Source organism: Arthrobacter sp. 210 2, assembly GCF_059093025.1.
Genome location: NZ_JBNHIE010000007.1, coordinates 126,913 through 145,578, shown reverse-complemented (window position 1 = coordinate 145,578; position 18,666 = coordinate 126,913). Strand labels below are relative to the sequence as shown.

The 18,666-nt window shown below is 59.2% G+C and carries 16 protein-coding genes; 8 read left to right on the top strand and 8 right to left on the bottom strand.

Annotated features, from left to right (window positions below):
* Nucleotides 1-55: 55 nt before the first annotated feature.
* Complete coding sequence (rfbA, locus tag AC5RWA_RS14500) at nucleotides 56-925, bottom strand: glucose-1-phosphate thymidylyltransferase RfbA (RefSeq protein WP_079597615.1); 870 nt, start codon at nucleotides 923-925, stop codon at nucleotides 56-58.
* Nucleotides 926-981: 56 nt separating this feature from the next.
* Between rfbA and rfbB the strand changes: the two genes are divergently transcribed.
* The 4 genes from rfbB to AC5RWA_RS14480 are packed head-to-tail and all read left to right on the top strand — an operon-like array spanning nucleotide 982 to nucleotide 4,535.
* The gene (gene rfbB / locus AC5RWA_RS14495; RefSeq protein WP_275727727.1) at nucleotides 982-1,980 is read left to right on the top strand and encodes a dTDP-glucose 4,6-dehydratase; all 999 of its coding nucleotides are present in this window, start codon (nucleotides 982-984) and stop codon (nucleotides 1,978-1,980) included.
* Between the two features lie 3 nt (nucleotides 1,981-1,983).
* Nucleotides 1,984-3,408, top strand: a complete 1,425-nt coding sequence (locus tag AC5RWA_RS14490; protein ID WP_494058100.1) for a sugar nucleotide-binding protein — start codon at nucleotides 1,984-1,986, stop codon at nucleotides 3,406-3,408.
* On the top strand, nucleotides 3,405-4,136 hold the full coding sequence (locus AC5RWA_RS14485) for a glycosyltransferase family 2 protein (RefSeq protein WP_275727731.1): 732 nt from the start codon (nucleotides 3,405-3,407) through the stop codon (nucleotides 4,134-4,136). Before AC5RWA_RS14490 ends, AC5RWA_RS14485 begins: the two co-directional genes overlap by 4 nt.
* 9 nt (nucleotides 4,137-4,145) lie before the next feature.
* Nucleotides 4,146-4,535, top strand: coding sequence for a DUF2304 domain-containing protein (locus AC5RWA_RS14480; protein ID WP_275727733.1), 390 nt, complete (start codon nucleotides 4,146-4,148; stop codon nucleotides 4,533-4,535).
* Between the two features lie 77 nt (nucleotides 4,536-4,612).
* Here the strand turns inward: AC5RWA_RS14480 and AC5RWA_RS14475 are convergent, their stop codons facing one another.
* Nucleotides 4,613-5,494 carry a glycosyltransferase family 2 protein gene (locus tag AC5RWA_RS14475; protein ID WP_494058099.1) on the bottom strand — a complete coding sequence of 294 codons (882 nt, stop codon included), beginning with the start codon at nucleotides 5,492-5,494 and terminating at the stop codon, nucleotides 4,613-4,615.
* A gap of 226 nt (nucleotides 5,495-5,720) precedes the next feature.
* Between AC5RWA_RS14475 and AC5RWA_RS14470 the strand changes: the two genes are divergently transcribed.
* Both AC5RWA_RS14470 and AC5RWA_RS14465 read left to right on the top strand, forming a co-directional pair.
* Entirely contained in the window at nucleotides 5,721-6,467 is a 747-nt protein-coding gene (locus tag AC5RWA_RS14470; RefSeq protein ID WP_079597240.1) for a glycosyltransferase, read from the top strand.
* Between the two features lie 100 nt (nucleotides 6,468-6,567).
* The gene (locus AC5RWA_RS14465; RefSeq protein ID WP_176156847.1) at nucleotides 6,568-7,461 is read left to right on the top strand and encodes a glycosyltransferase; all 894 of its coding nucleotides are present in this window, start codon (nucleotides 6,568-6,570) and stop codon (nucleotides 7,459-7,461) included.
* On the opposite strand, the gene AC5RWA_RS14460 is transcribed toward AC5RWA_RS14465, so the two are convergent.
* A complete protein-coding gene (locus tag AC5RWA_RS14460; RefSeq protein WP_494058098.1) occupies nucleotides 7,454-8,719 on the bottom strand; it encodes a polysaccharide biosynthesis protein in 1,266 nt (421 codons plus the stop codon). The two genes, AC5RWA_RS14465 and AC5RWA_RS14460, sit on opposite strands and share 8 nt — an antisense overlap.
* A 97-nt stretch (nucleotides 8,720-8,816) precedes the next feature.
* Nucleotides 8,817-10,796 (bottom strand): DUF6541 family protein, encoded by a 1,980-nt coding sequence (locus AC5RWA_RS14455; RefSeq protein WP_494058097.1) that lies wholly within the window; start codon nucleotides 10,794-10,796, stop codon nucleotides 8,817-8,819.
* 197 nt (nucleotides 10,797-10,993) lie between these two features.
* Here AC5RWA_RS14455 and AC5RWA_RS14450 point away from each other — a divergent pair, with 197 nt between their 5' ends.
* Both AC5RWA_RS14450 and AC5RWA_RS14445 read left to right on the top strand, forming a co-directional pair.
* The gene (locus tag AC5RWA_RS14450; RefSeq protein ID WP_494058096.1) at nucleotides 10,994-12,103 is read left to right on the top strand and encodes a substrate-binding domain-containing protein; all 1,110 of its coding nucleotides are present in this window, start codon (nucleotides 10,994-10,996) and stop codon (nucleotides 12,101-12,103) included.
* A complete protein-coding gene (locus AC5RWA_RS14445) occupies nucleotides 12,100-13,806 on the top strand; it encodes a DUF2142 domain-containing protein (RefSeq protein ID WP_494058095.1) in 1,707 nt (568 codons plus the stop codon). Before AC5RWA_RS14450 ends, AC5RWA_RS14445 begins: the two co-directional genes overlap by 4 nt.
* A gap of 55 nt (nucleotides 13,807-13,861) precedes the next feature.
* Here AC5RWA_RS14445 and AC5RWA_RS14440 read toward each other — a convergent pair whose 3' ends face one another.
* The 4 genes from AC5RWA_RS14440 to glf all read right to left on the bottom strand — a co-directional run bounded on the left by AC5RWA_RS14440 (nucleotide 13,862) and on the right by glf (nucleotide 18,649).
* The gene (locus AC5RWA_RS14440; RefSeq protein ID WP_079597416.1) at nucleotides 13,862-14,539 is read right to left on the bottom strand and encodes an ABC transporter ATP-binding protein; all 678 of its coding nucleotides are present in this window, start codon (nucleotides 14,537-14,539) and stop codon (nucleotides 13,862-13,864) included.
* A 76-nt stretch (nucleotides 14,540-14,615) separates the two neighbouring features.
* The gene (locus AC5RWA_RS14435) at nucleotides 14,616-15,485 is read right to left on the bottom strand and encodes an ABC transporter permease (protein ID WP_104443479.1); all 870 of its coding nucleotides are present in this window, start codon (nucleotides 15,483-15,485) and stop codon (nucleotides 14,616-14,618) included.
* A complete protein-coding gene (locus AC5RWA_RS14430) occupies nucleotides 15,486-17,465 on the bottom strand; it encodes a glycosyltransferase (RefSeq protein ID WP_275727753.1) in 1,980 nt (659 codons plus the stop codon).
* Nucleotides 17,462-18,649, bottom strand: coding sequence for a UDP-galactopyranose mutase (gene glf / locus AC5RWA_RS14425; protein ID WP_079597245.1), 1,188 nt, complete (start codon nucleotides 18,647-18,649; stop codon nucleotides 17,462-17,464). Before glf ends, AC5RWA_RS14430 begins: the two co-directional genes overlap by 4 nt.
* Between the last annotated feature and the right edge of the window lie 17 nt (nucleotides 18,650-18,666).

Below are 18,666 nucleotides of genomic sequence, written 5' to 3'. Positions count from 1 at the left end.
CACCCAAGGAAAAGGCGGGACCCGCATGGTGCGGGTCCCGCCTTTTTGGCCTCTTCTAATGGCCGTGTTCCAGCAAATCGATCAAGTAGGAGCCATAACCGCTCTTCACGAGGGGCTCAGCCCGCTGCCGGAGTTCATCGTCACTGAGGAAGCCGAGCCGCCAGGCGATCTCCTCGGGAGCACCAATTTTCAGGCCCTGCCGGTTTTCCGTGGTCCGGACGAAGTTCGATGCATCGTTCAGATCATTGAAGGTTCCGGTATCGAGCCAGGCAGTGCCGCGCGGGAGGATCTCCACCTGCAGTTTTCCCTTTTCGAGATAAGTGCGGTTGACGTCCGTGATCTCCAGTTCCCCCCTCGCGGAAGGCTTGAGGTTTTCAGCGATCTCCACCACGTCATTGTCATAGAAGTAAAGACCGGGGACAGCGTAATGGCTCTTCGGCTTTTCCGGCTTCTCTTCCAGGGAGATCGCTTTGCCCGCGGAATCGAACTCGACCACGCCATAGGCCTTGGGATCGGCAACCCAATAACCAAAGACCGCTCCGCCGTCGATGTTTTCGAAACGGCGCAATTGGGTGCCCATCCCGGGGCCATAAAAGATGTTGTCCCCCAAAACAAGGGCCACGCTGTCATCACCAATGTGTTCCGCTCCGAGCACAAAAGCCTGGGCCAGGCCGTCCGGCGACGGCTGCTGCTTGTAGGTGATGGATACGCCGAAACGTGACCCGTCGCCGAGCAGACGTTCAAATTGCTCGGCGTCGTGGGGCGTGGTGATAATCAGGATGTCGCGGATACCCGCGAGTATCAGGGTGGACAGCGGGTAGTAGATCATGGGCTTGTCGTAGACCGGGACCAACTGCTTGCTGACGCCCAGAGTGATGGGGTGAAGCCTGGAGCCGGTACCGCCGGCAAGTATTATTCCGCGCATGTCCCCCATCTTTCCGTTCGCTAAGTGCCGCGGCAAATCCGGTACCCTTGGGAATTATGCAGCGACTTCTTGTTACCGGCGGTGCCGGGTTCATTGGTTCCAACTTCGTCCACTACGTACTTGATAACACCGATGACCACGTCACCGTTCTGGACAAGCTGACCTACGCAGGAAACCTTGAATCGCTGAAGGGACTGCCGGACGCACGCTTCACGTTTGTCCAGGGAGACATCGCCGACCCCGCACTGGTGGACGGCCTCGTCGCCGACACCGACGTCGTGGTCCACTACGCTGCCGAATCGCACAATGACAACTCCCTGCACGATCCCCGCCCGTTCCTGGACACCAACATCATCGGCACGTACACGCTGATCGAGGCGGCACGGAAGCACAACAAGCGCTTCCACCACATCTCCACCGACGAGGTCTACGGCGACCTGGAACTCGACGACCCCGAACGGTTCACCGAGCAGACCCCCTACAACCCTTCCAGCCCCTATTCCTCCACCAAAGCCGGCTCCGACCTGCTGGTCCGGGCATGGGTGCGCTCCTTCGGGCTGCAGGCGACCATCAGCAACTGCTCCAACAACTACGGCCCGTACCAGCACGTGGAGAAATTTATTCCGCGCCAGATCACCAACGTGATCGACGGGATCCGGCCCAAGCTTTACGGCAAGGGCGAGAACGTCCGGGACTGGATCCACGCCAACGACCACTCCTCCGCGGTCCTGGCGATCATCGCCAAGGGCAAAATCGGCGAGACTTACCTGATCGGCGCGGACGGGGAGAAGAACAACAAGGACGTCGTCGAACTGATCCTCAAGCACATGGGCCAGTCCCCGGACGCCTACGACCACGTGGTGGACCGGCCCGGCCACGACCTGCGCTACGCCATCGACTCCACGAAACTCCGCGATGAGCTTGGCTGGGAACCGCAGTTCTCCAACTTCGACGCCGGCATCGAGGACACCATCGCCTGGTACCGCGACAACGAAGAATGGTGGCGGCCGCAGAAAGCAGCCACCGAAGCCAAATACAAGGAACAGGGCCAGTAGTCCATGTCTCTGGAGTTTTCGAAAAAGCTTTCTGCCCACGAAACCCCGATTCCCGGCGTCGTCCTTTATGACCTTCCGGTACATGGCGACAACCGGGGCTGGTTCAAGGAGAACTGGCAGCGGGAGAAAATGGTTGCCTTGGGGCTGCCGGATTTCCGCCCTGTCCAGAACAACATTTCGTTTAACGAAAAGGCAGGAACCACCCGCGGAATCCACGCGGAACCCTGGGACAAGTTCATCTCTGTCGCCACCGGCAGGATCTTTGGCGCCTGGGTGGATCTTCGTCAGGGTCCCTCTTTCGGTGCTGTCTTCACTGCGGAGCTGGACGCCAGCCAGGCAATTTTCATCCCCCGTGGCGTGGGCAACGCATTCCAGACCCTTGAGGACAACACGGCTTACACCTACCTCGTGAATGATCATTGGTCAGCTGACGCCCAAGGCCAGTACACCTTCCTGAATCTCGCCGATGAAACCGCGGCCATCCAGTGGCCCATTCCGTTGGGCCAGGCAGAGCTGTCGGACAAGGACAAGGCCCACCCGCGCCTGGCCGACGTGGTGCCCATGCCCGCCAAAAAAATCCTGGTGGTCGGTGCAAACGGACAATTGGGTAAAGCCCTGCGCAACCTTTATGAGGGCGACGGATCGGTCGAGTTTGCCGGCCGCGCAGAGTTCGATTTGGACAATCCGGACTCCTTCAAGGACCGCAACTGGAAAAACTACTCAACCATCATCAACGCGGCTGCCTACACGGCCGTCGATGCCGCCGAGACCCCGCAGGGCCGCGCCGCCGCCTGGGCGGTCAATGTCACAGCGGTATCTCGGTTGGCCCGGATCGCTGTCGAGTATGACCTGACGCTGGTCCACGTCTCGTCCGACTACGTCTTCGACGGCGCCCGGAACCTCCATGATGAGGAGGAGCCCCTCACCCCGCTGGGGGTGTATGGCCAGAGCAAAGCCGCCGGTGATGCGATCGTGGACGTCGTTCCCCGCCACTACATCGTCCGCACCAGCTGGGTCATCGGTGAAGGCAACAACTTTGTGCGCACCATGGCGTCCCTGGCCGACCGTGGCATCGAGCCCTCGGTTGTCAATGATCAAGTTGGCCGGCTGAGCTTCACCGAAGATATCGCTGCGGGCATCCGTCATCTGCTTGAGTCCGGTGCAGAGTACGGGACGTATAACCTCAGCAGTGACGGCGAGCCCCAGTCCTGGGCAGAACTCGCTGCGGACGTGTATGAGTTGTGCGGCAAGGCACGGACTGCTGTCACCGGAGTCAGCACCGCTGACTACTTCAAAGGAAAAGAAGCGGCACCGCGACCGCTGAACAGCGTTCTGGACCTGACAAAAATCAAGTCCACCGGATTTGAGCCGCCGTTGTCGAACATCCGCTTGGAGTCCTACGTAAAGAATGGACTGATCGATCAGTGACAGCACCCGCCCGTCACCCTGACACTCTCGTCATCATGCCTGCCTGGAATGAGTCAGAATCCATTGGAAACACCATCCGGGAAGTGTTTGAATTCGGCCCGCCATGCGATGTCCTGGTAGTAGACGACGGATCACGTGACGGCACTGCGCGGGTGGCCCGTGAGGCGGGAGCAACCGTACTGCAACTGCCGTTCAACATGGGTGTCGGAGGCGCTATGCGCACCGGCTTCAAGTATGCCAAAAGTCATGGCTACAAGCAGGTCATACAGGTTGATGCCGACGGGCAGCACGATCCGCGGGACATCAAGGCTGTGCTGGACGGCCTTCAGCACGCTGACATTGCTATCGGAGCCCGCTTCGCAGACAAGGGAAACTACACCGTACGCGGCCCCAGGAAGTGGGCCATGAAGGTATTGGCGTGGACGATTTCCCGTATTGCAGGTACCCCTTTAACTGACGTTACGTCGGGGTTCCGGGCAGCCAACATCAAAGCGATCCGCCAATATGTTGACCACTACCCTGCCGAGTACCTCGGGGATACCATCGACTCGTTGGTCGTCGCCATCCGTTCAGGATGCACTGTCAGGCAAGTGGCGGTCTCGATGCGCGCCCGCCAGGGCGGAACCCCAAGCCACGACCCAATGAAGGCAGCCATCTACCTCGGACGCTCAGGAATGGCCTTGCTGTTCGCTCTGACGCGGAAGAAAACCGAGCCGTCCACCAACTAGGAATCCAACATGTCGCTCCTTATGGGCTCCATCGTCGTCGTGGCGATCCTTTTCTTTGTGTTTGAAATGCTCCGCCGACAGAAACTTCGCGAGAAGTACGCCGTCCTGTGGATTGTCATCGGCATCGGCACTCTTCTACTTTCTGCCTTCCCTTCTCTCCTGGAGAAAGCCAGCGGGCTTATCGGCATTCAGGTGCCGGCAAACCTCCTTTTCATCATGACACTGATCCTTTTGGTGGGTGTCTGCCTTCATCTCTCCAGGGAACAGTCACAGGCTGAAGACGAGGTGCGAATCCTTTGCGAGGAACTGGCGCTGCTCAGGGCTGATCTCGCTGACATCCGGAGTCAGCTCGAGGTAAAGCCCGGCCAGGGAAGTGACCCGGGGCCTCAAAACCCATGACCCGTTGCCACTGCTGGCCGGTGGCGGCAACCGATACAAAAAAGGACGCCCCGGGGCGTCCTTTTTTGTATCCGTTGCTAGCTGAAGATGTGCTTTGCCAGCCTCGGCAGTGAATCGAATTTGCCTTTTCCGACCGACTTCAAGATCAGGGAGGCGGCGTTAAGGCGCGATGTTGTGTGAAAACTCGCGGCCCGCGACGCACCCTTCCAGCCCAAGCTGCTGAAGCGCTCGGCCTGCTGCTGGAAAAACTGCCGCTCCTCGTCAAAACGCCTGCCGTCCAGTGCACGCACTGAGGAGTCCGATGCCGAGTGCCGCCGATAGAGAAATGCCAGTACGGGATCAACAATCATCGAACCGTGCTCCGCCGCTATGTCCAGCAAAAGAGCCAGATCCTGGACGACGTCCAGTCCCTCGGTGAAGCCGATACGCTTGACCGTCTCGGAGCGCCAGGCAAGTGAAGGGAAGTAAGCCCAGTCCGCGCGGACCAGGCTTGTGGCCATGACCTCCCCTTTGAGCTCAATGCGCTCACTCGTCTTGGGGGCGTAAACCTTCTTCACGGCATCCACCAGCGAAGTGCAGGCAATGCCCTGTTCGTCTATCACCTGTACGCCTGGCTGAACCACATCGGCTCTGGGATATTCCTCAAAGGCACTTACGACCACGTCAAGGTAATTCGGAAGCATGATGTCATCGGCACCCATGATGACGACGTAGGGTGCTTCGACCAGAGTCAGCGCCTTGCGGTAGTTACCGTTGGCACCAAGATTTTCCTCATTTTTCAGGTACGTTACGCGAGGGTCGGTGATCGTTGAAAACCAGCGTTCCGGTTCCGGATCCGGATACCCGTCGTCGATGACAACAAGCCGCCAGTCCCGGTTCTCCTGATTCATTACGCTGCGGGCGGCGAGCTTCATTTGATGGACATCGCCGTAGTACGGCAACATTACGTCAACGGTCATGGACCTGAGGTTCCTTCCGTGGTTTTCGCCGGCGCTCTGAAGGCCCCTGCGACGCCCAGGCAGCCAACATTTGGGCAAGGCCTGGCGCGATCATCGTCGGTTTGATTATAGGCCAGGAGGGCCGTCCCCCGGCTCCTTGGGCCCTTTGCTAGACTGTTCTTCGTTTGATCAAGCCCCGCTCGACACGACTGAGCGGGTACATTCTGAAAGCGATATTCCGCACTTTATGGAACCCCTACCGACAGCCCTTCCGCGCATCAGCGTCTGCATGGCCGCCTACAACGGCGCAAGGCATATCAGGGAGCAGATCGAATCCATTCTTGCGGAGCTGTCCTCAACCGATGAACTGGTCATCATCGATGACTGTTCCACAGACGACACCAGGAACGTCATCAAAGGAATCGGCGATCAGCGAATCCGGTTAATCGCCGCCGCAACTAACGCCGGGTACGTGCGCACGTTTGAAAAAGCTCTTTCCGAAGCGAACGGCGAGTACGTTTTCCTCTCGGACCAGGATGATATCTGGATTCCAGGCCGCGCCGAACAGATGATTGCAGGCCTCCAAGACGCGGCCATGGTCGTCAGCAATTGCAAACATTTCGACGGCCCCCTCGGGCGGTTCCACCGAATCAGGCTTCGGCCCCAAGACTCCACGCACACTTTGCGTAACCTCATCGGCATCGTCGTGGGCTATCGGCTGCATTGGGGCTGCGCAATGGCATTCCGCCAGGAGATGCTGAGAAAAATCCTGCCCTTTCCCCCGCACATGAGGGAGTCCCACGACCAGTGGATTGCGATGGTGGGCATCGTCAACCGTTCGATCCGTTACTTGGAAGAGGACACCATCCTTCACCGGCTTCATGGGCAAAATCTGACCCCGCAAGGAATCCGAAGTGCGGGGAAGATCTTCGCCGCACGATGGGACTTTCTTCGAAACCTCGTCATCGCCGTGCGCAGGACCGTCTTCAACTAGCCCATGTACAACTTTTTTGGGGGCATTGGAATTAATCACTGCACCCAACCCGAGCAAAGGGACGGCATCGAAATTGCTCCTGACTCCTAACGGACGTGATGTGGCGGCAGTCGTCTCCGCATACTCCCCCACCAAAGAACTTGTAGAGAACGTGGCTTCGCTCAAGAGGTATGTCGAACACGTTATTGTTGTCGACGACGGGTCACCCACCGATGTGTCGGAAATTCTTTCGGATGTAGAGGCCACAGGCGCGAGAGTCCTCCGGCTGCCGGAAAATTGCGGTATCGCTGCCGCGCTTAATGCCGGAATGAAGCGCGCACGCGAACTATGGGAACCCGAGTGGTTAATCACCATGGATCAGGATTCCCGCTTTACCGGAAACTACGTTGAGGACGCTCTCGAGGTTGCCAGGTCGTCGAGTAGCCCGCAGACGGTTGGGCTCGTTGCCCCCCAGTTCCACAACAACATCAGGATGCCGCTGCTTGGTACGTCAGACGAGCCGGAGGTCTTCGACCCAATGCAGTCAGGCACTCTCATCAAGACATCCGTGCTTGACAGGGTGGGGTATCTCGACGAGGACTTCTTTATCGACTGCGTGGATTCAGAATTTAATGCCCGCGTCAGGGAAGCCGGTTTCCGGGCTCTCGCCAGTGCAGGCAGCAACCTTGCGCATTCGTTGGGGGACGCCAGGCCGCTGAAGATCCTGGGCTGGCATGCACGCATCGGCGAGAAGAAACTGAGTGTGCATTACCACTCGCCGTTCCGCGTGTACTACATCACCCGGAACTCTTTCGTATTGATGCGGCGGTATGCGCTCAGCCAACCGAAATGGATCCTCCGCCGCCTGTATATGGAGCTCCAAAGCCACGCGGTGCGATTCGTTTATGGTCCCAACCGAAGGAAGCACCTTATCGGTTTCCTTTACGGTTTGCGGGACGGACTTATAAACCGCATGGGAAAAATCGATCCGCGGCTGGCCGAACGGCTTAGGTAGCCTTCAACGGGGTGCGGGGTTCATCCCGGTCACCCATCCGGTACTTTTCAAGGTTGTTCAGCCTCCGAAGACCGGGCAAAACCAGTGCGACAAAGAGCAGCGCCTCGCTGCATGCCATGCCTAGGGCTATGCCCTCCGCCCAGTTGCCTGTCCCTGCTGCCACCATGGTTCCCACCCCAAGAACAGCAGAGACGGCTGTCCACACCAGAATCAGTCTTTCGCCACCGAATGGTATGAGCAGATTCCTTGTGAAGGGCGAGGCGGCGGAGATGAAGAAGAAGGCGAGTCCATAGAAAAGACAGGTCAATTGGGTGGCCCGTACAGGGGCGCCAAAAAGGATCTCGGTTGCCCACGGTCCCAGCAGTGCCAGCAACCCGCCGCCAACAGTGCCCAGGGCAGCATGGGACCATATCGCAAGCAGATGTCTCCGGCGTTCGGAAGAGTCTCCTAGTTCAAGGACCCAGCCCTGGAAGGTGTTTCCCAACGCCATTACCGAGAAGAGGCCAAAGCGGTAAACAGTATCAGCCGAGCCGAACTGTCCTGCGGTGGCCGGATCCACGGACGCCTGCGCGATGGGGAGCGGCGTCGCGGCGTAGGTATTTCCGGAAGCGCCGATGCCGGCGGAAGCCATCTGCGACTTCAGTATGCCGGTCGTCGCCCGCCAGTGTGTGAAAGTATTCCGGCCGCGCGGAACGGCCCACCGCTGGAACACGAACATGCTTATTGCCACGGCCAAGACCAAAAGGACTCCGTAAAGCCAGATGAGCCCGGTGGCCAGCACAACGGGTATGGCGATAAGCGTGGCAACAACCCGCGGGACCGTGTCGAACTTCGCCAGCAGGGACGGCTGACCCACCCCAATGCAGTACCAGGCTACGGACAGTCCCCCTAATGCAGTGGTCCATGACATCGCGACCGCTTCGAGTCTCAGCTCAGGGACAGCGAGGAATGCGGCGAGAAACGACACCACTGGTAAGACCACGAGGGTCAGCACCAAGCGAGTCCTGATGCTCTCGCGATAGAGCTCCGCGCGGAATGCCGGTGACGGGTTTTGCGCGATTTGAACGGGACCCTGGATGTTCCATCCCCAGCTGATCACTGTCGCTCCGAAAGTGCCGATGGTTTGGCCGGCCAGCAGGCTGGACCAGCCCACCTCACCGACCAGGCGCGCAAGAATGGGAAGCAACAAAAAGGGTGTCACTAGAGACAGCAGAGGCAGCCCTGTGAAGCCCAGCAGCCGGATAATCACGGTTTTCATAGTGGATGGACCTCAATGTTCATGAATTCGCCCCAAGGACTGCTGCAAACTCCGCTGTTCAGTTTCTTCTCCCCGCTTGTCCAAGAGCATGGCAAAATCAAATCCCGCAAGCCGTGATGCGGTAGAGTGTCGCTCCGTCCTGTGAATCCACAACCTCCGCAACACCGCTTTCTTTCAAATTATCGAGCCCTTGGTAGTCAATGGTTCGTCCTTCACCGTTGTTGACTTGGCGGTCGCCAAAATCCAAAACATATTCCGCCTCAAGATTACGAACGGCTGCACACACGGCTGTATCAACGGCAGCCATGTTGAGGTGCGCAAAGACGTACAGGGCCTCGTCCGAAACGGCGCCAAGAATGTGCGGCTGGAGGGTTTGGCGCTGGGAAAGGGCGTATGCCAGCGAACTGCCGGTCCAGGGATTACCGACCACCACAGCGTCCGGCGGCACTTCTTCCCGGACGCGCTCCAATATGGCCATCTCCCCTGAGTCCAAAAGGGGTGCATCCGAACCCATCGCATAGTTGCGCGCAGCTGACGTTTGAGCAGCGTCCAGGTTCTCCTGCTGCGTCACTGCTATAAGTGTCGAGACCGCCACGACTGCAGCAACAGAAGTCACCCCGATGGTCAGCGCGGGGCTACCGTAGTCCTTGATCCGGATTCTTTTCCGGCGTGTTTTCACGAGCAGGCGCTTCAGGCCATCCCAACAGAACGCGGCACCCAGAACGGCTATGGGCAGAAAAACGATGGGGACTATCGCGGCAAGGCGTTGCGGGTCGTTGTACCAGACCCCGGTAAGGAACGTTCGGATCCGGCCAGGCCGGCCTGCTACGGCCATGAAAAACAGGATCGCGACAGCAGCATACGCGCCCAGAAGCCAATAGCGCTTGCTCCTGGCAGCCACGCCGAGCCCCACCATTGCCAGTGCCATGACTGCCCATGATTCCGGCCGGTCGATGCCTGAACTGCTGACGAAGTCCCAAATCGCGTCCGTCCATGTGGCGACCGGCGGCCATGTTGCCGCCGCTTCAGGTGGCCTGACGACTTTCCACAGCGCAACGCAAACTGCTCCCGCTGCAACGAGCAGCACCACCCTCGCGGCACCCCAGCGCCAAATTCCACTTCGGGGCGTGCAGCGGAAATTCCACTGCCACCAGCAGATGACCGCGGCAGCGGCAAGCAACGGCAAAAGTGTCAAGACGCCGCTGGGATGCGAAAGTGCCAGCCCCGGCAGCGTCGCCAGGAAGAGAAACCACATTGCGCAGGGCTGTGCGGGACCATCTGCCGAAAACCGGAACGCCTGGATGCCGAGGGCCCACACGAAGGGAAGCAGAGCCAGGGCGAGAAAGTTGGGGTAAAGGACTCCAAAGTCCACCATGAGAAGCGGATAGGCGCCGAACGCTGCGGAAAGCACGCCGGCAGCAATGACCGCAGCGGGACGGCTCCCCACAGTCACCTGCGCCAAGTAGACGCAACCGGCCGGCCAGACAACAGCCCCTATACAGACGTTGATGACATTCGCGGCCACAGGGATGCTTGCCCCAGTGAGCTGGCTTAGGAGCGAGACAAGATCGTGCCAAGCGGCGGGGTAAAAGCCTCCCCCCGTCATGTCGCCAACCGAAAAGGACGATCCGGAGCGGTGATCGAGGATGAATTGAACCGCGTTCATGTGAAACACGTTGTCGAATGTCTGGGACAAGGCGTCCGGCTGGGCTATCGCGCCCATCATCCGGACTGCCACCAGTACCCCGGCGATAATCAAACCTAGGCAGACTGCCCTGCCGTAACCCACTCCGGCCTTTTCCGACAGTGCGGGGCTCTTCCACAACAGGGTCTTGCGTGCCGTCAGCACCACAACAAGCGCCGCTGCCGTTGCAGCCGCAAGAGCGAGAGCGGACCAATCAAGTCCGACAACGGGAGCGACTATTGCGGCGGAAGCCACAAGCGAGAGGCTCAGCGTGGGCGCTGACGCATACAAAAGGAAACCGCGGACTCCAGCCATCCAGGCCACAACAGCGCCGGGGACGAACAGCAGCGTCAAAGCAGCAAAGAACGCTGGCGCCTCCGACCACCAGGACATACAAAACCTTACTGTTGACGGCGGCTGTAGTAGGCTGCCTCGCAACTTGCCGCGGCAAGGAGGCTCCCTGACCTCAGCGATTCTACTTGACGAGCAAGGCTGAGGCCCAAAATAGCCGCAGTGCAGTGACTGGACCCGCCCGCCGTGTGGCTCTGCCGGAATAACGCCGTGCCCTCCTGGCCGCGTAGGCTAGGCACGTGAAACGTCGAGACAAGAAGATAACACAGCCAAGAATCACATCCCCGCTGGGCCTCTGCGGCATCGCCGTGTTGGCAACTGTCTTGACCACAACAGCATGCACGGCACCACCGCCCGCCGTCAGCGATGACGCGCTAAGGGGCAGCCTGGTGGGCGTCGGGAACGGCTCAATGAGTGCGCTCGTCGCTGCATGGCAGGAAGGCTGGAGGGGGCCGAACCCAGCAGTATCCGTGGCTTTCTCCCCCGACGGGGGCACAACCGGGATAGACGCCTTGGCACGAGAACAGACGCACTTCGCTACGTCGACGATGCCAGGATCTGTGGAGCTGCCAGCTTCCAGCGGACAACTCTGCGGCCCGTCCGGACCACTCATCCTTCCGGCGGCCGTGCTCCCGGTCGGCGTAGCTTACAACCTCCCCGGAATCCGGAACGTAAAACTCAACGCCGGCATCCTGTCCGGCATCCTGCTTAGGGAGATCACCCGTTGGAATGACCCGCGGATCGCCCAGGAAAATCCGGGGCTGGATCTGCCCGACATCGAAATTACACCTTTGCTGTCTGACGATGACCAGGACGTCACGGAGGCCGTGACCGAGTACCTGTCACAAGAGGCAGGCAGCGAATGGGGCTTCGGGATTTCTGCCGAGTGGCCTGAATCAGTGGATGTAAAAGCGGACACGAAGCCGATCGCGGTCGCGTCAGACCTCGACGATACAGTCGGCGGGCTGGCAGTCTTTGAACGTGGCATCATCGGCTCGCGCTTTTCGACCGCCTCGTTGCAATTCGATGGAACGTACCAGTCTTTCTCGCCGGACTCGGTCCTCGCCGCCATCGAAGCAGGAAATACAGCCAGTACGGCACCTGGCGCCCTCGAGCAGGAACTCGACGGCAAGGCCGGATACGCATTGGCTGTGAAGGAATACGTGGTGTTGTGCCGGGAGTACCCGCACGCGGAAATCGCGAAGCTTGTCAGCTCCTGGGGGCAAGCAATCTTCAGTGAGACTGGTCAGCGAAACGCCAACATCTTCGCCAGCGCTTTGCCACCAAACAGTAAAACGTCGGATCAAGCCAAAGAGCTGATTGCCGCAATCGTGGAGGGAACTGAGTGAGCGGATTGACGCACCCCTCGGACAGTGCACAACGAACAAGTGAGACCACCATCCACCTTCATCAAATGGAAGTCGCCGGTTCGAAGGCACAACCTGCATTGAAAAGCGGCCGAAAGCTGTTCTTCCAGCTTTTCGGACTCTTTGCGCTCCTTATTTCCCTGTGGGCTTTGGCCACACCACTTATGGCATTCCCGGACGAGCCGGCCCACACGATTAAGGCCGCTGCGGTAGTAAGGGGTCAGATAACTGTCCAGGAGGGATCGTCCTTCGGACACGGGGTCCATGTGAAGGTGCCAGCGTACATCGCCAATCTCGATGCCCAGAGATGCTACAAATTCCGGCCGGACACGTCAGCGGGATGCGCCCCGCCCATCCCTGCAAGCGATACGTACGAGACGATCGGCGTCACGACAGCTGGAACGTACAATCCCATGTACTACTGGATTGTTGGGCTGCCAAGCCTGTGGCTCAGTGGAGCTCCCGCCCTCTACACGATGCGTATCGTCAGCTCAGTCCTTACAGCAGTTTTCCTGGCGGCCGGGTTCACTGCCCTGTCAAGATTCCTCCGGCCACAGATACCGGTCGTCCTGGCCAGCGTCAGCATGACGCCCATGGTCCTGTTCCTGGGGTCTGGAATCAATCCGAACTCCCTCGAAGTTGCAGCCACAATGGCAGCCTTCTGTGGCTTCATTGTCCTTTTGGACAATGCCCACAGGCCACAGGCCATTAAGCCTGCGGTCATGACGGTCGTGGCAGCGTCAGCGATCCTCGCCAATACCCGTCAGGTGTCGCTGGTATGGCTGTTGTGCGCTCTCATTGTCGGACTGTCCTTCTACCAGCGCCGGTCGATCATCACGGCCTTCCAAAACAAGTACGTTCTCCTTGCGGTTGCGGCGACGGTTCCGGGGGTCCTGCTCGGCATCACATGGATTCTGCTGATGCTTAACGCCCCTGCTTCGGCTGGCGTTGCGCCTATTGGGATCATCAACCCCCTTCCCGGCGTACGTGCCGACCAGGGCTTCGTTACGATGCTGGACAGATTCTTCGGCTTCTTCCCCCAATACGTTGGTGTTATGGGTTGGCTGGACAGCCGCCTGCCTGATGCTGTCCAGATGTTCTGGAGCTTCCTGATTGTGGTCGCGCTCCTGTTGCCGCTGGCCGTCCGTCCATGGCGCCGCACCGCAGGATATTGGATCGCCCTTGCACTCCTGCTGATCGTCCCCGCAGTCCTCCAGGCTCAAGTAGTGGAAACCATGGGATTCATTTGGCAGGGCCGCTACAACCTTCCCCTTTTCCTGGTGCTCCTGATCGCCGCCGGGATCGCTGTCAGGCATTTGCGGATCAGCCAAACGGAGCCGGCGAAGTCAGTCGGTCGCGTAGTTCTGTTGGCCGGTGTTTTCGCCCATGGGCTGGCATTTGCATATATTCTGCGGCGCTATGTAGTGGGTATTCGCGAGCTGGCCAACTGGCAGATCATGATTACCAATCCCGGGTGGCAGCCGCCCCTCGGGTGGCTGGCGCTGTGCGTGGCTTACGTCGCCTTGGTGGCATTTGCAGCGCACTGCCTCTACGGTTACGTCTTCCCGGGCTGCGCACTCTTGAAATGGCCGTCTCGCACGTCCTCCACGAAGCGCCGGCCGGTTGCCGTGCCTGCTGAACCATTGCCAGCCAAAACCGGAGCGGAGTCCCGCTCCAGGTCGTAAAAGTTTCCCGCTGGCCCCAACTGCACGTCTCGCAGGAGGCGCTGCAGTTGGGGCATTAGGCCGTCGCGGTGCGCGCCCTGAGTTCCGAGACGACTTCGTGGACCTCGCCGTCCATAATGACTTCGCCGTGTTCAAGGAGGATTCCCCGCTCACAGACGGTAGAAACCAGGTCAAGGTCGTGGCTGACTACAAAGAGGGTCTTACCCTTGTCGGACAATTCCTTGATCTTGGCGATGCATTTCCGCTGGAATGGCTCATCGCCCACAGCCAGGATCTCATCTATGAGGAACACTTCCGGGTCAGTGTGTACCGCGATGGAGAATGCGAGCCGGAGATACATACCGGACGAGTAGAACTTGACTTCAGTGTCGATGAATTCACCAATCTCCGAGAATTCAACGATGGAATCGAACATCTCGTCGATCTGGCTCTCGCTCATGCCCAGGATCGCGCCATTGAGGTACACGTTGTCCCGGCCACTGAGGTCATGGTGGAAGCCCGCTCCCACCTCAATAAGTCCGGCGACTCGCCCGCGCGTGTGAACTGTCCCGCCGTCGGGCTGGAGAACGCCCGAGATGAGCTTGAGGAGCGTCGACTTTCCGCTGCCGTTGAGCCCTAGCAGAGCAACTGTTTCACCCTGCTGAACATCGAGGGACACGTCAGTCAGTGCCATGAATTTCTTGGACAGGTCACCCTTCCGTCCCTTGACCAGCCAGACGACAGCCTCTTTCATTGACCGGGTGTGCCGCAGGACGAACTGCTTCCGCAGTTTTTTGCAGCTGATGGCGACATCGCCTCGTGCAGTCACGTTAAAGCTCCTGTGCAAAATGGACGGCCGAGCGGCGGAAGGCCAGCTGGCCCACGAACAACACAGCGATGGAAATAAGGTAGGCGACCGGAAGCCATACGGTCATGAGGTCTGGCGGCATCGATGCAAGTCCCACCTGGTCCTCCTTCAAGGTGGGGAACCAGAATGCCCAGTGGAAAATTTCGACGGCCACAGTCATGGGGTTGAGCTGGTAAACCCAGTACCACGAGCCCATGACGTCCTGCACCATCGTCCAGACGTAGAGCACCGGGGACGCCCACGTAACCACCATGAGGATCATATCGACGATATTTTCCGAATCACGGAAGTAGACGTTGGCAGCGCTGAACAGAAGGCCAAGCCCCGTAGCAAGGACGGAAACCAGTATGAAGGCCAGGATGGCGGCGGCAAGCTGGAGGAGGGAGGGGGTCCATCCCGCAATGAGGCAAGCACCCATCAGCACTACCAGCTGAGGCAGGAAATGCGCCGCCGAAACCCACACTGTCGCAACCGGGAAGAGTTCGCGGGGCAGGTAAATTTTCCGGATAAGGTCGCGGTTGTCGACGATGGATCTTGTGGCGTTACCCAACGATTCCGTGAAAAAGTTCACCAGGACGATGCCCGCAAACAGATAGATAGCGTAGTTGGGAGTCCCCCGCTGAAGGTTGAGGAAGATCCCCAAGGCCACGAAATATATCAGGAACTGCATCAGCGGCTTGACGTAAGACCAGAGCAGTCCCAAGACCGAGCCGCGGTACCGCACCTTGATCTCTTTACGCACCAACAGCTTGAGCAGGAAGCGGTGGTCGTAAACGTCAAGCAGGCCGCGCCCCTGGCCAGGGCGAATCATATCGTTGGTGGTGCCGGCCATCTACTTTGGGTCCTCTGCCGCGTCAAAGGTCTTTTTCCACGACTCCATCGAGCTGACTTCCGAGACCGCGTTGCGGTACTGTTCGGCGAGCCGGTCCCACTCCCGGAACAGCCGCACGTGCAGGCGTGTTGCCTCCGTCAGCATTGACTTGAGCTTTTTCGGGTCGCGCTGATACCAGGACGCACCCGTTCCTTCTGCATTGGACACTACTACGCTGTCGTAGTGGGCCACCCTGAACCAGCGGTTGTCCCGGTGGGCGAGATACCCTTGGGGCCGCTCAGCACTTTCGGGTCCGGGCGCCTTGATGAGCTGCCGCGCAACTGTCTTGATGCCCCAAGGTATGAGCTCCTTCTTGCTGGGCATTCCTACGACGGTTCCTCCCATTGGCCCCCGTCCCAGCTTGGGAGCGGGAAAGTCGTCAACGTCGTCTTTCAACTGGGCGTCGGGATAGGACGCCTTAAGCGCGTTGATTTCAGGCAGCTTTGAGCCAAGCACTTCATGGAGGACGTGTGGCCCCTTAAAGAGATCCTTTAAGGCCTCGATACGACCGTGTTCCGTGAAGTACTGCATCGACACCAGGTGCTTAACGTCCGACTGGACGGATTCACGCAGGACCCGCCCCCCCTTTGGATAGGGGCTGTGGATCAGGGTAGTGATCAGCCTGTTGCGTTCGTGAAAGTATGCCTGCCACCCGACGAGGTCGTCCTTGTCGAGCCATGAGACGTGCCAAACGGCGGCCCCGGGAAGAGACACCGTTGCGAACCCGGCTTCCCGCGCGCGCAACCCGTATTCGGCATCGTCCCATTTGATAAACAGCGGCAGTGACAGGCCGATTTCCCGGATTACTTCTGTGGGGATGAGGCACATCCACCACCCGTTGTAATCCACGTCTACACGCCGGTGCAGCCACGCCGTCTGGCGGAGGTTGGCGATACTAAAGTCGTGCCGCACATCCATGTCTGCGTGTGGCAGCGCGGGCACAATCCGGAAGGGGTCAACTACCTCGCCGAACGTATGGAGCACGCTGCGGTTGTAGAGGTCAAACATGTGGCCACCGACGATGGTCGGCTTTCGGCAGTGGTCGGCGAACGTCACCAGCCGGACGATGCTTTCCGGTTCCACCACAATGTCGTCATCCAACAGCAGGACATAGTCGCTGCCGTTCTCCACGGCTTCGTACATGCCCCTCGCGAAGCCACCTGATCCGCCAAGATTTGCCTGGTTGATGATCCTGAGCTTGTCGCCCAGCGCTTCCTTTACGGCTGCAAAACCATCTTCTGCCTCGACCTTTTGTGTTCCCTGGTCGACTATCAGGATCTCCTTGACGTTCTTGAGAACGTCTGGATTCTCCGCGAGGATTCGGGCGTTGTTGAGGCAAAAATCAGGTTTGTTCATTGTGGTGATCTGAAGGGTCACCTGGCCCTTGGCACTCTCGCCACCCTCAGCCTGCCATTCACCGTTTTCCAGCAGAAGTTCACCGGAACTTGCCGCCAGGTCGAACCAGTACCATCCGCCGTCGCCGAATGGCTTGAGGGTGAGGTCAAAGACCGACGTAGCGGCACCGTCGACGTGTTGTCCGGCGACGCGCTGGACTGACCCGCGTGCATTGGACTTGTAAACGGTGACCGTTCCCGTTCCTCTGGTGCTGACGACCAGGCGGATATCCCTGACGGACGTCCACCGGCGCCAATAGCTCGCCGGGAACGCGTTGAAGTATGTGCCGAAGGAAATTTGCTCCCCTGACCGGACCCGCATGGAGTGTCTGGAGAGCAGGTCCTCAAAGTGGGCTTCACGGCCGCCCGAGCTGAACATCTGCAGCTTCTCTTCCGGCAGCTTCGGCGTACGGGCCAACTCATCGTTTTCCCTCAACCGGATGCCGCTGGCGGTGCCCGCGTCCGCGTACAAAGGAACAGTGTCCGGCTGGTCCGGCGAAGGGAGAATCACCCGCTGAAGGGTCGACCAGCCCTGCGCTTCGTTCATGCGTCCACGCCTCCGCTTTCCAGCTTTGCGCCGCTTACATAATGCGGCCGGATCTTGTTGTCGAACATGCTCAGTGCTGCGCCGATGGCCATGTGCATGTCCAGGTACTTGTACGTCCCCAGCCTGCCGCCGAACAGAACGTCCCTCTCAGCAGCCGCCAAATCGCGGTACTTGAGCAAGCGCTCCCTGTCCGCGGAAGTATTGACGGGGTAGTACGGCTCGTCGCCCTTCTCCGCAAAGCGTGAGAACTCGCGCATGATGACGGTCTTCTCCGTCTGGTAATCACGCTCGGGGTGAAAGTGGCGCGGTTCGATGACCCGGGTGTAGGGAACGTCGTCGTCGTTGTAGTTCACAACTGACGTGCCCTGGAAGTCCTCGATGTCGAGCACTTCTTCCTCGAAGTCAATAGTGCGCCAGGAGAGGTCGCCCTCGGCGTAATCGAAGTAGCGGTCAACGGGTCCGGTGTACACCACCGGAATGTTGCCTACAACCTTATTCTTGCTGTACTCGTGCGACTCGTCGAAGAAGTCCGTGTTGAGCCGTACTTCGATGTTCGGGTGTTCGGCCATCTTTTCGATCCACGCGGTGTAGCCGTTGGTGGGCAGGCCCTCGTACTTGTCATTGAAGTACCGGTTGTCGTAGTTGTAACGGACGGGCAGCCGCGAGATGATTCCGGCGGGCAGGTCCTTGGGGTCCGTCTGCCACTGCTTGCCGGTGTAATGCTTGATGAAGGCTTCATAAAGCGGGCGGCCAATCAGCTGGATGCCCTTGTCATTCAGGTTCTGCGGATCGGTGCCGGCAAGCTCGCCCGCCTGCTCCTGGATAAGCTCCCGTGCCTGGCCCGGCGTCAGGTTGGCACGGAAAAACTGGTTAATAGTGGCCAGGTTGATGGGCAGGGAATAGACCTCACCCTTGTGCACGCCGTATACCTTGTGGACGTAGTTCGTGAACGTCGTGAACCGGTTCACGTACTCCCACACGCGCTCGTTGGACGTATGGAACAGGTGTGCTCCGTAGCGGTGCACCTCGATACCGGTCTGCTCTTCTTTTTCGCTGTAGGCATTGCCGCCAATGTGGTGGCGGCGGTCGATGACAACGACCTTCAAGCCCAGCTCGGTAGCGGCCTGTTCGGCGATTGTCAGGCCAAAAAAGCCAGACCCTACGATGACAAGGTCAGCGGTCACAAATTCTCCTGGTTTGA